Annotated in this window: 12 protein-coding genes; 3 read left to right on the top strand and 9 right to left on the bottom strand. The window is 68.9% G+C overall.

Translation table 11 applies throughout. The annotated features are described in order from the left end of the window. The 8 genes from AC5RVD_RS10570 to AC5RVD_RS10535 all read right to left on the bottom strand — a co-directional run. Positions 1-595: hypothetical protein (locus AC5RVD_RS10570; RefSeq protein ID WP_494126883.1), on the bottom strand; the 595-nt coding region annotated here is incomplete at its 3' end. 407 nt (positions 596-1,002) lie between these two features. Beyond that, on the bottom strand, positions 1,003-2,148 hold the full coding sequence (gene asd, locus AC5RVD_RS10565; RefSeq protein WP_494113753.1) for an aspartate-semialdehyde dehydrogenase: 1,146 nt from the start codon (positions 2,146-2,148) through the stop codon (positions 1,003-1,005). 205 nt (positions 2,149-2,353) lie between these two features. Next, positions 2,354-2,968 carry a dihydrofolate reductase gene (locus AC5RVD_RS10560; RefSeq protein WP_494126882.1) on the bottom strand — a complete coding sequence of 205 codons (615 nt, stop codon included), beginning with the start codon at positions 2,966-2,968 and terminating at the stop codon, positions 2,354-2,356. Then, the gene (locus AC5RVD_RS10555; protein ID WP_494126886.1) at positions 2,965-3,726 is read right to left on the bottom strand and encodes a thymidylate synthase; all 762 of its coding nucleotides are present in this window, start codon (positions 3,724-3,726) and stop codon (positions 2,965-2,967) included. The genes AC5RVD_RS10560 and AC5RVD_RS10555 overlap by 4 nt, the downstream gene beginning before the upstream one ends. Positions 3,727-5,689: 1,963 nt before the next feature. Beyond that, the gene (locus AC5RVD_RS10550; protein WP_494126881.1) at positions 5,690-6,649 is read right to left on the bottom strand and encodes an NUDIX hydrolase; all 960 of its coding nucleotides are present in this window, start codon (positions 6,647-6,649) and stop codon (positions 5,690-5,692) included. Further along, on the bottom strand, positions 6,649-8,871 hold the full coding sequence (locus tag AC5RVD_RS10545; protein WP_494113750.1) for an RNA degradosome polyphosphate kinase: 2,223 nt from the start codon (positions 8,869-8,871) through the stop codon (positions 6,649-6,651). Before AC5RVD_RS10545 ends, AC5RVD_RS10550 begins: the two co-directional genes overlap by 1 nt. A 74-nt stretch (positions 8,872-8,945) precedes the next feature. Continuing rightward, on the bottom strand, positions 8,946-9,926 hold the full coding sequence (mshD, locus tag AC5RVD_RS10540; RefSeq protein ID WP_494113749.1) for a mycothiol synthase: 981 nt from the start codon (positions 9,924-9,926) through the stop codon (positions 8,946-8,948). Positions 9,927-9,994: 68 nt separating this feature from the next. Continuing rightward, complete coding sequence (locus AC5RVD_RS10535; protein WP_494113748.1) at positions 9,995-10,699, bottom strand: winged helix-turn-helix transcriptional regulator; 705 nt, start codon at positions 10,697-10,699, stop codon at positions 9,995-9,997. Between the two features lie 152 nt (positions 10,700-10,851). On the opposite strand from AC5RVD_RS10535, the gene AC5RVD_RS10530 reads away from it, so the two are divergent. The 3 genes from AC5RVD_RS10530 (at position 10,852) to ygfZ (ending at position 13,533) form a co-directional block, all read left to right on the top strand. Continuing rightward, positions 10,852-11,604, top strand: a complete 753-nt coding sequence (locus tag AC5RVD_RS10530) for a hypothetical protein (RefSeq protein WP_494126880.1) — start codon at positions 10,852-10,854, stop codon at positions 11,602-11,604. A 201-nt stretch (positions 11,605-11,805) separates the two neighbouring features. Continuing rightward, positions 11,806-12,408 carry a nitrobindin family protein gene (locus tag AC5RVD_RS10525; protein ID WP_494113746.1) on the top strand — a complete coding sequence of 201 codons (603 nt, stop codon included), beginning with the start codon at positions 11,806-11,808 and terminating at the stop codon, positions 12,406-12,408. 42 nt (positions 12,409-12,450) lie between these two features. Then, on the top strand, positions 12,451-13,533 hold the full coding sequence (gene ygfZ / locus AC5RVD_RS10520) for a CAF17-like 4Fe-4S cluster assembly/insertion protein YgfZ (protein ID WP_494126879.1): 1,083 nt from the start codon (positions 12,451-12,453) through the stop codon (positions 13,531-13,533). Positions 13,534-13,560: 27 nt separating this feature from the next. On the opposite strand, the gene AC5RVD_RS10515 is transcribed toward ygfZ, so the two are convergent. After that, positions 13,561-14,265, bottom strand: coding sequence for a GNAT family N-acetyltransferase (locus tag AC5RVD_RS10515; RefSeq protein ID WP_494107622.1), 705 nt, complete (start codon positions 14,263-14,265; stop codon positions 13,561-13,563). Positions 14,266-14,279 lie beyond the last annotated feature (14 nt).

Raw genomic sequence — 14,279 nt, 5'->3', positions numbered from 1 at the left:
CGTCGGCCAGTTCCGCTGCCGCGCGTTGGCGGGGCACGGCCAGGATGGGCGCGAGCTCGTGGGCGGCGTGCCGGCAGATCCCGTCCGGTGCCCCGGCATCGGCGCCGGTCGCCGGGCGGAGCACCGCCAGGCGGTGCACGGCCCGCAACCGGCGGGACTGGGTCCAAGCCTCGTGTCTGCGCACGGCCTGGAGGTAGTCGAGGGTCGACCAGTCATCCAAGGTAGCCGGGTCGGTGCCCGCAAGCAGGCCGGCCAGTTCCGCCGGTCCCAGTTCCTGCCAATCCTCCGCCCACCCCTGCCGATCCGGTACCGAAACCGCGGCGGCGTCCGGAGAGTTTGTAAGCGCCGCGTCGCCCGTTCCTGGCCGCCCGGTGTCCGCGCAGCCGGGTTCCTCAACGTCGTCGGCGGCGCCGTGCGTGGCAGCACCGGGGCCTGAGCCACCGGACGAAGGGGCACCGACGGGAGAGCCGGAGATCGCGTTCTCTGGCGGTCCCTGGGGCTTGTCGAAGTCGTCGGCGGTAGCGTCGTCGGGCAGGGCAGGAATGCCGGAGTGTTCCTCCGGCTCCTGTGCCTCGTCCAACGGTTCCGCTGCCATACTTCAACGCTACGCAGCCGAAGCCCTGGGTAGAACGGACATTCGATGAAAGTGAATAACCCTGCCGTCGTCCCTTGCCTGTGGAGGAAGAGTCGCCAGGCGAACGGTTGAAAGCGGAGCCGTCGAAGGCCTGTGGAGGACAAGTCACGTGCGGTGTCGGTGAGTCAGAGGGCTCAGGAGACAGGTCGGCGTGGCAGGACTTTCGTGGGCGGCGCTGTGCCGAAGGAAGAGATCGTCCCCGGCGACAGCAGGAGCCCGCCCGATAGGGGCGGGCTCCTCGTGGCACCAAGCTTCAAAGTACCGGGCTTCACAGCACCGGGCTTCTCACGCCTTCGCGCTCACTGCCCCAGGTCACCGCGGCTCCGGGCGCTCAAACGCCTCGCCGGCACTCTTGCCGGCTGCAGGTCCTAGAGGTTGCCGGTGGCGATGCGCAGCATGCGGCGCAGCGGTTCCGCCGCACCCCACAAGAGCTGGTCGCCCACGGTGAAGGCGCTGATGTACTCGGGCCCCATTTCCAGCTTGCGGATACGGCCTACCGGAATCTCAAGCGTGCCGCTGGCCGCCACGGGCGTCAGGTGCTCCATGGTGGCTTCCTTGGTGTTCGGAACCACGCGGGACCACTCGTTGTCGGCGTCGATGATTCGCTCGATTTCGGCCACCGGCAGGTCCTCGGTGAGCTTCAAGGTCAGGGCCTGCGAGTGCGACCGCATGGCGCCGATACGGACGCACAGACCGTCGAACGGGATGCGCTTGTCGTCGCTCAGCCCCAGGATCTTGTTGGTCTCGGCCGGGGCTTTCCATTCTTCCTTGGACTGCCCATTGCCCAGGTCCTTGTCGATCCACGGGATAACGGAACCGGCCAGCGGTACGCCGAACTGGGAGGAATCCAGTTCGGGGCTGCGCTGCTGGGCCAGGATCTTGCGGTCGATTTCCAAAATGGCAGAGGAGGGCTGTGCCAGTTCATCGGCCACCACGGCGTTCAGCGTACCGAACTGGTTCAGCAGTTCGCGCATGTGCCGGGCGCCGCCGCCGGAGGCCGCCTGGTAGGTCATGGACGTGCCCCACTCGACGAGGCCGTTCTTGAACAGGCCGCCCAGGCCCATGAGCATGCAGGAGACGGTGCAGTTGCCGCCGATGAATTCCTTCACGCCGCGCGCCAAACCAGCGTCGATGACATCGCGGTTCACCGGATCCAGCACAATGATGGAGCTGTCCTGCATCCGCAGGGTGGACGCCGCGTCAATCCACAGGCCGTCCCAGCCGGCGTCGCGCAGCTTCGGATAGACCTCGGCGGTGTAGTCGCCGCCCTGGGCCGTCACGATGATCGGCAGCTTTGCCAGCGTCTCGATGTCGTACGCGTCCTGCAGTTTGCCGGCACCCGCAGCGAAGGCCGGGGCGTCGCCGCCGGCGTTCGACGTGGAGAAAAATACTGGGTTGATGAGGTCGAAGTCGCCTTCATCCTGCATGCGCTGCATGAGGACGGAGCCGACCATGCCGCGCCAACCGATCAGGCCGACGGACTGGGCAGATGAAGTGGCTGCAGGGGAAGTCATGCATTCCATTTTACGGACGGGGTCAATTTAAGCGCTGCGAGTTACACAGGTAGGCCCTGCGGGTTACACAAGGGGGCGCTGTGAGTTGCATCAGGTGGGCACCGTGAATCACACAGCCTGGGCGGAACGCATGCGTCACACGTACGACGACGGTGCCCGCCGCCGGCGATTCCCCCGGCCCGGCCTTTCGCCGCTCCGGCCGCGCCTACTCCTGGCCGCGGACCCAGAGCGAGATGCGGTAGCGGGTGCCGTTGGCCGCGGTGTGCCAGTCCTCGGTGGGGGTGACGCCGTCGAACTTCCAGTCCGGGCCGAGCTGCGGGGCGTACGTGTCGCCGTCCGTCTCCATGTCGATGACCGTCACCGAGGCCGCATTGGCATGCTGCTTGGCGAGGTTGAAGATCTCGCCGCCGCCCAGGAACCAGATTTCGTCGCTGCCCGGGCTGGCCGCCGCCTCCGCCAGGGCGTCTTCGATGGTTTCAACGACGACGGCGCCCCCCGCGGCCAGCTGCCCGCGCAGTTCGGGCCGCCGGCTGACCACGATGTTGGTGCGCCCGGGCAGTGGCCGGTACTTGTCCGGGAAGGACTCCCAGGTCTTGCGTCCCATGATCACGGGATGGTTCAGGGTGGTTCGCTTGAAGTGCGCCAGGTCCTCGGGCAGGTGCCAGGGCATGCCGCCGTCGCGGCCGATGACGCCGTTGCTGGTCTGAGCCCAGATCATGCCGACCACCGGCGCGGCGAACTGCCCGGACCGTCCGGCTCCGAGCACGGCTTCGGCGACGCTGTCCGGGTACGGACGCGCGGCAACGTGGTCGGCGCTCATACGGCCACCGGTGCCTTAATGGCCGGGTGGTGCTGGTAGTCGGCCACCTCGAAGTCCTCCAGCGAGTAGTCGAAAATGCTCTCCGGCTTCCGCAGGATGTTGAGCGTGGGGTAAGGGTAGGGGGCGCGCGACAGCTGCTCGCGGACCTGGTCCACGTGGTCGTCGTAGACGTGCACGTCTCCGCCGGTCCACACGAATTCGCCCGGCTCCAGGCCCACCTGCTGGGCGAGCATCAGGGTCAGCAGCGCGTAGGAAGCGATGTTGAAGGGCACGCCCAGGAACATGTCCGCGCTGCGCTGGTATAGCTGGCAGGAAAGCTTGCCGTCCGCCACATAGAACTGGAAGAACGCGTGGCACGGCGGCAAGGCCATGTTCTTGATCTCCGCCACGTTCCACGCGGACACGATGTGCCGGCGCGAATCCGGATTGTTTTTCAGGTCTTCGACCAGTTGGGCGATCTGGTCGATGTGCCCGCCGTCTGGCGTGGGCCAGGACCGCCACTGCACCCCGTAGACCGGGCCGAGCTCGCCGTCGGCGTCCGCCCATTCGTTCCAGATTTTCACGCCGCGTTCCTGCAGCCATTTCACGTTCGAGTCACCGCGCAGGAACCACAGCAGTTCCAGCGCCACGGACTTGAAGTGCACGCGCTTAGTGGTGATCAACGGGAAACCCTGGGCCAGGTCGTAGCGGAGCTGGCGGCCGAAGACGCTGCGGGTGCCGGTGCCGGTGCGGTCGGATTTGGCCGTGCCGTTGGCCATGACGTCGCGCAGCAGGTCCTCGTACGGGGTGGGAATCGCGTTCACAGCGTCCAGTGTAGTTGAGGTGCCTGGCTCAGCCGGGCGGCAGGGCACGGGGTGGCCGGTGTGGGCGGCGACGGACCGGCGCGGGCGAGACGGGCCGGGCAGCAGCGCCAGCACGATCGCGGCCAGGTACAGCACGGCGGCGGTGATCCGCAGCGCGGTATGCGCGCCGGGGGAGAGCTGGTGCAGGTGCAGTACGACACCGCCGTCGAGGAACCAACCCCACGCCGCCGGATGCGAGGTGAGCAGCTGGGCAGTCAGGGCAGTCAGCCCGGCGGCGGTCATCCGGGCCAGCCGAAAGGCCGAGACCCGGCGCAGCAGGTTGTCCGCCTCCGGAGTTGCCTCGAGCAGCGGCGGGCGGCGGTGTACCAGCAGGAGGGCGGCGGCACCGAGCAGGAGCAGCGCCAGCCCGACGACGGCGAAGGCGGCCAGCAGGTCCGGCACGCGGCCGGGCGCAGCCAGGTTGAACCCGACAACAGCCGCCAGCAGCACCGCCCCGGCGGCCACGGCGGTCAGCATCGGCCGCGCCACCAGGCGCACGGCGGGCCACGGCTTGGCAGCCGGAACGGGCCGGACCGCGGGGCACGGCCCGGCGATGGACGGGGCGGCGGGCCTGGTGTGGCCGCGCCACAGCCGGATCTCTCCGGCGGCAATGGCGCCCAGGAACAGGGCGGCCGGAACGGCTATCGCCAGTGGCAGCAAGGGCAGCGGAGAAGCGGGGGAAACGGCGGGTGCGCCGTCGACCACGGTTACGGGCACGGCGAAGGTGGCCCAGCTCCCGAAGAGCAGCAGCGCCAGCACCGCCACGATGGTACCGGCGGTGCGCGCCATCGTCGTGATGTCCAGGCCCGCGGCGAAGCTGCCGCGGTACAGGACAGGCGGGGAGGAAGCATCCCCCGGGGGTCCGGCCTTTGACAGGTGCGGCGGCCGCCAGAGGGCCATGGCGATCATCAGCGCGACGGTCGCTCCGCCGGCAAGCTGCTGGACGGGTTCCCATCCCGTCCCGGGCGCGGGTCCGTCGGGAGAGAGGTGGGGCCCCTGCACGTTGGCGAAGCTGACCGCCATGGTGCCGAGCGAGGCGAAAAGCAAGGTAGCGGTGCGGAACAAGCGGTTGATCAGGATTCGTCGCAGGATGGCGTTGTCCTCGCGGCTGAGCGGGTCCAGGGAGCGCCGGCGCACGATGACCGCCGTCGCTGCGGCGACGCCGGCTGCGAGGGTGAGGACGCCGATCAGCAGGATAGGAGCGAAGTAGCCGCCGGATTGCCGGCCGGTGAAGTCCCCGGAAATTTCGACGGCGTCAAAGGTCCCGGTGCCGCTGAAGCCTTCGATGCCCGGCAGTTCCCGGATGGCTGCCGCCGCCGCCACCGCCAGCACTGCCGTCGCGGCCACCACCGCGAGCAGCCCCCGCGGGAGGTAGTCGCGGATGCGCCGGGCGGTGATGTCGGCCCGGCGGACGCTGCCGCGGGGCCTCGGCCACGTGTATTGACCGATGATGTAGATCCCGGGCAGGCTGACCAGCGGCACCAGGAGGATCAGCAGCCCGGCCAGCCAAGACGGTTGCGGGGCGTGGCCCGGTGCGTAGTAGTACGCGGGGATGCGCCCGACCTCCGACGCCGCGGACAGGCCACTGGCGAAGAACGCGACGAGCGCGGTCCAGAACGCGTGCATCCGGGCCGCGTCACGCGCGGAAGCATCGGAAGCGCCCGAAGCCGTGGACGGGGCGGTGGCCGGATCGCGGGCGGCACCGCTGCGGCCCGCGATGAACCGCAACACCGCGTAGATGATGACGGCGCCGATCAGCAGGCCGGTCATGGTGCTGGTGAGCGAGTCCACGTTCCCCCTCGTGCTGCATCAATGGATCAACTATTGATACAAACAATCAGGCGGTCAAGAGGCTGCCGCTGCGCCAGTGGCGGCGGTTTTAGTCGTCGTAGGCCTCGAGGATTTCGAGCGCGACGATGCGCCCGCGCCGGTGCCTGGCGATGTGGCAGACCAGCACGGCTCCCGGCCGCAGGTAGGGGTCCTCCGTGGGTAGTTGCGCGGCGAGTTCGGGATCCATCCGGTCCGCCAGCACGTTGAACAGGTTCGGCAACACCGGCCGGTGGCTGCAGACGGCGGTGGGCTTGCCCTTGTCGAGCATCTGGACGAGGGCGGCCCGGGCCTTCTTCGGGTTGCGCTCGTTGTTGTGCTCGGTGATGGCCTCGACGGTCCGCAGCTTGGTCTGGGTGTGCAGCACGTACGGGGTGACGGTCTGCACGCAGCGCAGCCAGGGGCTCGAGACGATCCGCTTGGGTTTCCACGCGGACAGCATCCGGCACACCGCCAGCGCCTGCCGCCGCCCGGTGGCCACCAGCGGGCGCTCGCCCTCGGCCTGCGACCAGGCGGACCGCGGTTTGGCCTTGGCATGGCGGACGACGACGAACGGATAGGTATCGAGTTCGTCCCGCCGGTGCGCGGCCTCCAACGCGTCCAGCGGTTCCACGTCGGAACGGTTGGAAAGGAGTCCGCGGGCTTCGGCGGGCGGACACCACAGCACGCGGTCCACCTCGTCGCCGTCGGGCACGGGGTCCTGTTTCTCCAGCTTGGCGGCCCAGTACACCACCTGCTTGAGACCGGCCCTGACGCGGTACCGGATGGTGGGCAGCGGGATGCCCAGCCGCACCTGGACGCCGATCTCCTCGTGGACCTCGCGGACGGCGCACTCGGGCGTGGTTTCGCCCCTGTCCAGCTTGCCCTTGGGCCAGGACCAGTCGTCATAGCGCGGCCGGTGGATCAGCAGCACTTCCAGCCGGCCCTGGCGGACGCGCCAGCACAGGGCCCCGGCGGCGGTGATCTTGACGCCCGGGGGAGCGCCGGCGTCGCTGGTCTTGCTCTGCGTCATCAGCGGCGGGTGGCGGTGCGCTGGCGGGAACGGGAGGCGAGCAGCCAGGATTGGATGTCGGACAGCGGGTTGCCGTCGTCGTCCTTGTGGTGCCTGGTCCACGTGCCGTCGCTGTCCAGGTGCCAGCTGGCGGTGGCGGGGTCCATGTAGCGGTCCATCAGGGCCAGCAGGTCGTTGATGTCCTCGCGGGAGTTCAGTTGCACCAGCGCCTCCACGCGGCGGTCAAGGTTGCGGTGCATCATGTCGGCGGAACCGATGTAGACCACCGGCTCGCCGCCGTTGGCAAAACCGAACACGCGCGAATGTTCCAGGAACCGGCCGAGGACGGAACGGACCCGGATGTTCTCGCTCAGCCCCGGAACGCCCGGGCGCACGGCGCAGATCCCGCGGACAATCACGTCCACCCTCACGCCGGCCTGCGAGGCGCGGTAGAGCGAGTCGATGACGGCCTCGTCCACCATCGAGTTCACCTTAATCACCACGCGGGCGGCGCGGCCGGCCTTGCTGTTGGCGATCTCCTTCTCGATCCGGTCGATCAGTCCGGAGCGCACCGACCGCGGGGCCACCAGCAGTCGCTTGAACGTGGACTTCGGGGCGTAGCCGGAGAGCTGGTTGAACAGCTTGGAGAGGTCTTCGCCCACCTGGTAGTTCGCCGTCAGCAGGCCAAGGTCCTCGTAATAGCGGGCGGTGCGCGGGTGGTAGTTGCCGGTGCCGATGTGGCAGTAGCGCCGCAGCCCGTCGCCCTCCTGGCGGACCACCAGCGAGAGCTTGCAGTGGGTCTTCAGGCCCACGATGCCGTACACCACGTGGACGCCGGCCTGTTCCAGCTTCCGCGCCCAGTCGATGTTGGCCTGCTCGTCGAACCGGGCCTTGATCTCCACCAACGCCAGCACCTGCTTGCCCGCTTCGGCGGCGTCGATCAACGCGTCCACGATCGGCGAATCACCCGAGGTCCGGTACAGCGTCTGCTTGATCGCCTGCACCTTCGGGTCGGTGGCGGCCTGCTCCAGGAACGCCTGCACGGAGGTGGAGAACGAGTCGTACGGATGGTGCAGCAGAATGTCGCGCCGGCGCATGGCCGCGAAGACGTTCGCGGCCTTGGACGTTTCGCTTTCGTTCAGGTGGCGGCTGGTGTGCGCCAGCTGCTTGGGGTATTTCATGTCCGGCCGGTCGATCTGGTAGATCGCCTCCACGCCGCGGAGGTCCAGCGGCGCTGGCAGCGCGTACACCTCGGATTCATCGACGCCGAGTTCGCGCACCAGCAGCTCGCGCACGCTGGGGTTGATGTCCGTGGCCACTTCCAGCCGCACGGGGGGTCCGAACCGGCGGCGCAGCAGTTCCTTTTCCAGCGCCTGGAGCAGGTTTTCGGCGTCGTCCTCTTCGACCTCCAGGTCCTCGTTGCGGGTGACCCGGAAGGTGTGGTGTTCCAGCACCTCCATGCCCTGGAAGAGCAGGTCCAGGTGCTGGGCGATGACGTCTTCCAGCGTGATGAAGCGGGCCGTGCGGCCGGGGACCGAGCCGGCGCGGGGGCCGTCCACGGGGATCAACCGCGAGAGCTGGTCCGGGACCTTGAGGCGGGCAAAGAGCTCCTTCTCGCTCACCGGGTTGCGCACGACCACGGCCAGGTTCAGGGAGAGCCCGGAGATGTACGGGAAGGGGTGGGCCGGGTCCACGGCCAGCGGCGTCAGGATCGGGAACACCCGCTCCCGGAACATCACGGAGAGTTCGGTGCGCGCCGCCTCATCCAACTCATCCCAGCGCACGATGTGGATGTGCTCGTAGGCCAGCGCCGGGCGGATCTGCTCGGCGAAAATCCGGGCATGGCGCTGCTGCAGCTTGTGCGCGGCGATCTTGATCTGCTCCAGCTGCTCGCTCGGGGAGAGCCCCGCGGCGGATGGCACCGCCAGCCCGGTGGCGATCCGGCGCTTCAAGCCTGCCACGCGGACCATGAAGAACTCGTCCAAGTTGGAGGCGAAGATGGACAGGAAGTTCAGCCGCTCCAGCAGGTAGAGGTCTTCGTCCTCGGCCAGTTCCAAGACCCGTGCGTTGAAGTCCAGCCAGCTGATTTCCCGGTCCAGGAAGCGTTCCAGGGTGAAGTCCCCGTCGGGCGCGAGCGAGGGGGCGAACTCCGGAATGTCGATGCGGTCCTGGGTGGCGCGGGCAGGAACCATCTCGGAGGACCCTAGGCGGGGAATGGCTGCGGCTTCGGGTTCGATGACCATGCTCTCTCCTGCGGCGTTGGGGCGGGCCGGACATGCCTCATCGTAGAGGCGCCAGATAGCTATAAGGTTACCGACTATTGCGCGCCGGCCTGCCCCCGCGGTGCGTACATCACATCCGTATCCCAGCGGGTGAAACCAAGCTTGCGGTAGAGCCCCACGGCGGGCCCGTTGTCCGCGTCGACGTAGAGCATGATGGCGTGCTCGCCGGCGTCCTGCAGGTGCTTGATGCCGGCGATGGTCAGCGCCTTGCCCAGCCCGGTGCCCTGGGCCTGCGGCGTCACGCCCACAACGTAGACTTCGCCGATGGACGGGTGGCTGCCCGAGCGCGGGTGCACCTTGGTCCAGTGGAACCCCAGCAGGCCGCCGCCATCCTCGCGCTCGGCCAACAGGAAGCCGGCCGGATCGAACCAGTCCTCGGCCATCCGGGCCTGCAGGTCGGCGAGCGTCATGGCGCCCTGTTCGGGGTGGTCGGCGAAGGCTGCGGCGTTGGCGGCAAGCCATGCCTCCTCGTCCCGGCCGGGCACGAAGGAACGGATGGCGACGCCGGGCGGCAGTTCGGCGGCCGGCAAACCCGTCGGGTGGGTCAGGCGCATCCGCCACAACTCGCGGACCGGGGCGAAACCGAAGCGCGCGGCCAGCCGACCCGCGGCCTCATGGCCGCCGTGCGACCAGGCCTTCAGGTCGGGCAATTCGGTGTGGTGCTGAACGGCCTCGACCAGCCGGGTCCCGACGCCTTCGCCGCGGTAGGAAGGGTGCACCACCAGTTCCAGCACGCTTTCGGCGCCGGGTGCGGTGGCCAGGCTGACGACGGCGACGCCCGCCAGCGCGGTCGCGGTGGCGGGATCCGAGCGCTCCTCGCCGGCATACGTCGCCAGCACCATCACGTCGGCCGACTCGGGGGAGCGCAGATTCACCCAGGTCTGCTCGGAGAGCGGGGGGTTGCCGTCGGACTCTTCGGCGGCGGCGGCCAGCGCCTTGATGTCCGCGAGGGTCTCGGCGTCGGGGGCGCCCTTGATGGTCAGCACGGGCCAGAGGTCCGAATCCGATGCAGTCATGAGCACAGACTATCCGAGCAGCCTCTTGGCGCGGGAGGGTGCTGCGGTTCAGTGATTCGGCGTTTCCGTCAGCCGCTGACGCCGCTGGGTTCTTCTTCCGCCTCGCGCACCAGGGTGAAGCGGTAGCCGACGTTGCGGACCGTGCCGATCAGTTGCTCGTGGTCCGGGCCCAGCTTGGCCCGCAGCCGCCGCACATGCACGTCGACCGTGCGCGTGCCGCCGTAGTAGTCGTAGCCCCAGACCTCGTGCAGCAGCTGGTCGCGGGTGAACACCCGGCCCGGGTGCTGGGCCAGGTACTTGAGCAGCTCGAATTCCTTGTAGGTCAGGTTCAGCGGCTGCCCGCCGACGCGCGCGCTGTAGCTGGCCTCGTCGATCACCACGCCGGAAGCGTGGATCTCCGTCCCGGTGTCCTCTTCGCCGGCATGGGCGCGGGCGATCACCAGCCGCAGCCGCGCCTCGACTTCGGCCGGTCCGGCGGTGACCAGCACCACGTCGTCGGCAAGCCAGTTGGCGCTGACGGCGGCCATGCCGCCTTCGGTGAGCACCAGCATCAGCGGTGCCCCCAGCCCGGTGGCCTTCAGCAGCTGGGTGAGCGAGCGCGCCGCGGCCAGGTCCTTGCGGGCGTCCACCATGACCACGTCGGCCGGGTCGGTTTCCAGCAGGGCGGTCGGTTCGGCCGGCAGGATGTGGACCTTGTGGTTTAACAGCTCGAGGGCGGGCAGGACGTCGATCGACGAGCCGGAACTGTTGGTCAACAGCAGAATGTGCGGCATGGTTCCTCCAGGGGGTTTGCGCGGCGCACATCATCGGGCTGGGCCCGGTAGGTCCTCAAACGCAGGCGCACCCTGCCGGACGGTGGCATAAGTATAGCGCCGCGCCCTGCGGCGCCGCGGTTTCTCGCCCCGCCCCTGCGTCATAGGGCAGTATGACTAGCGTGAAAACGTGGATCGTCGCCGCAGCCGCTGCCGCCGTACTGTGCGCCGTCATCGGTGCCTCCTACCTGTCCCTCCCGGTGCTGACGGCAGTGGTGTGCGTCGCCGCGGTGGTGATCGGGATCGGCTGGCCGGTGCTGCTGGGCGTCCCGGCCAAAAAGACCCTCGCCGCCGTCATCTCCTTGGCAGGAATTGCGACGGCGGTGCTTGCCGGCCTCGCGCCCGCCGGCATGCCGCTGCTGTGGATGGCGGTGGTGATCGCGCTCGGCGTGATGGCCGTCTTCCTGATCCAGCTGCTCCGCGGCACCGGCCAGCCCCGGCGGCTCGAATCGACCTTCGGCGCCAGTGCCGGCCTGGTGCTCACCTCGCTGGGCGCCGGCTGGGTCGCTGCCGACCGGCTCTCGGCCAATTCCAACAACGGCGGCATGATGCTGGTGACCGGGATCAGCATGCTGGTGGCCATCGGCGTCTGCCTGCTGCCCTGGCCGGACCGGATCGTGGCGCCGCTGGGCGTGGTCCTGGCCCCGCTCGCGGGGGCGTTGGCCGCACCCTTGTTCTCCACCGTCCCGATGCTGCCCGCCGCGGCCGTGGGAGCCGCCGCCGGCATCATCATGGTCAGTTTCCGCCGGCTCGTCCTGGCCGACGGCGGTCCCACCCGGCTGCTGGCGATGCTCGCCGTTGGCGCCGCCCCGGTCATGGCCGCCGGGTCGCTGGTCTACTTCCTGGAGCGGATGCTGCTGCGCTGAATGAGTGAGGTCACATCGTGGGCCGCGTCTCGAACAGGCATCCTGCGGTCCGGGCCGTTACTATGGAGCCATGTCGTATCTCGGTCTTGAAATTTTCTACCTGTCCCTGCTGGTCCTCGCCGGCCTTGGCATCGCTGCCGTCGCCTCGCTGGTGGTTTACCGCCTGTTCAAGGGCCAGAAGTAAGCGACCCTCGCTTAACAATGCCGATTGAACTCCCGACGGAGCTGACCCCGGAGCTGGTGCCGCTGTCCTGGCTGCTGGGCACCTGGGAAGGTGCCGGCCGCTTGGGCGCGGGCGAGGAGGGGGACGAACATTTCGTCCAAAAGGCCACGTTCACGCAGAACGGCCTGCCCTACCTGCAGTACACCGCCGAAAGCTGGCTGACCGACGAGGAGGGCAACCGGTTGCGCCCGCTGTCGGTGGAAACCGGCTTCTGGGCGCTGGACCGCAAGCTCAACGACGCCGACGTCGGCCCGGGTTTGGTTCCCGCCGAAATCGTGCCGGCCTTGAGGTCCGCGGACGAGGTCGAAGAGCTGCGCAACGCCGACGGTGGGTTCGACATCACCGCGACCATCGTGCATCCGGGCGGCATCTCCGAGCTCTACTACGGGCAGATCAAGGGCCCGCGCGTGCAGCTGAGCACCGACATGGTGATGCGCGGCTCGCAGTCCAAGGACTATAGCGCGGCCACCCGCATCTTCGGCCTGGTCAACAACGATCTCTACTGGCGCTGGGACGTGGCCGAGGCGAAGGGCAAGGACCTGGCCCCGCACGCTTCGGCGATCCTCGCCAAGCGCGCCTAGCCGGCCGGGAATTTGGCGCGGCCGCCAGGAGTTGACGCCGGTATGACCTACCGCAGCCCTTTGCTCCTGCAGCCCGGCGCCGTCGAAGCCTCCGGGGCCGACGCCGGCGTCGCCGCCCACTACTCCGACCCGCTGCGCGAACAGCGCGCGCTGGCCCGCGGCGAGGCCGTGACGGACCTTTCCCACCGCGGGGTGGTGACGGTGGCCGGCGAAGACCGGTTGAGCTGGCTGAACACGCTCTCCTCGCAGCTGCTGTTGAACCTGAAGCCGGGCCAGTCCAGCGAAGCGCTGCTGCTCACGGTGCAGGGCCGGATCGAATACGACGCCCGCATCGTCGACGACGGCGAACGCACCTGGCTGATCGTCGAAGCCTTTGAGGCGGCGCCGCTGGCCGCATGGCTGGACTCAATGAAGTTCATGCTGCGGGTAGACGTTGCCGACGTCTCCGCGGACTGGGCCGTAGTGGGTTCGGTCAGGCCCGTCCCGGCCTTCGAGGGCCGCACCGTGTGGCAGGATCCGTGGCCGCAGATCGGTTCCGGCGGCTATGCCTACACCGGGATCGAGGAACCAAAGCACCCCGGCCTGGAACGGTCCTGGTACGAATACCTGCTGCCGGCGGCCGAACTGGAAACGGCCGTCTCCGGGCTGCAGTTGGCCGGCGTCTGGGCGGCCGAGGCGCTGCGGATCGCCGCCTGGCGGCCGCGCATCGGGGCGGAGACCGACGAGAAGACCATCCCGCACGAACTGGACCTCATCCGGACCGCCGTGCACCTGGAGAAGGGCTGCTACAAGGGCCAGGAAACCATCGCCCGCGTGCACAACCTGGGCCGGCCGCCGCGCCGGTTGGTGTTCCTGCAGCTGGACGGCTCGCAGCACACGCTGCCGGTCCCGGGCAGCGACGTGATGCTGGGCGACAAACGCGTCGGCGCGGTTACCTCCGCGGCGCAACACTACGAGATGGGACCGATTGCGCTGGCCGTGGTCAAGCGCTCGGTCGATCCGCAGGCGCAGTTGACGGTGCTGGACGCCGGCGAGAGCTACGACGCCGCCCAGGAAGTAATTGTCACTCCCGACGCCGGCCAGGTGGTCGGTCGGCAGACCGGGTTCCTGCGCCCGCCGCGCTGAGCCAGGCTGCAGCCCGGGCCGCCGGGGTCAGGTCCGCTTCTGCAGGATCACCGATGTCTGGGTGCCCGCGTCCCAGAATCCCAGGCTCGCGGCCAGCGCGCGGGAGGCCCTGTTCTCTTCGTGTGAGCGCCACTGCGGAATGAGTCCGGAGGAGAGCGCCTCGTGGCCCGCGATCGCGGCGATCAACGCGCCGGCCCCGCGGCGCCGATAGGCGGGGGCGGTCAGGACGCCCACGTGGCCGAGGATCTGCTGCCACTCCTGGTAGCCCGCACCCGCCATCGGGGTGCTCCCGTCCAGCAGCACGAACGACTTGTCCATGCCGGCCAGCGCCGCTTCGTGCTTGTCATCGGGCGGGCACATGTCTTCCAGGCGGGCGACGTCGCTGCCCGCGGTGGAAACCAATGCCTCCCGTTCCGGCTGCACCACCGGAAGGTCTTCGGCGTAGGACAGCACGGCCTTGCCCAGCCCGTGCCCGCCGTGCTCCCGGCTCAACTGCATCAGCGTCTGGTGTTCGGCCAGGTCGTCGTCCGAGTACCGGGCTGCCGCCGCAACGGCCCATTCCGGCCCGACCAGCGCCGACCGGCCGAACAAGCGCACGAAGGTGAGCGTCCCGGCGTCCTCGTTAATCCGGGTCAGCCGATCGCCGGCAGAGGCGAAGGCGCTGTCGGAAAATCCGAGCAAGCGCGCCCACGCCAGCAGCACAATGTCAGCCGTCCCTGCGTCCAATCGCATACCATCCACACTAC

The organism is Arthrobacter sp. THG-b23 (assembly GCF_059091265.1).
This window is presented reverse-complemented; position numbering and strand designations above follow the sequence as displayed.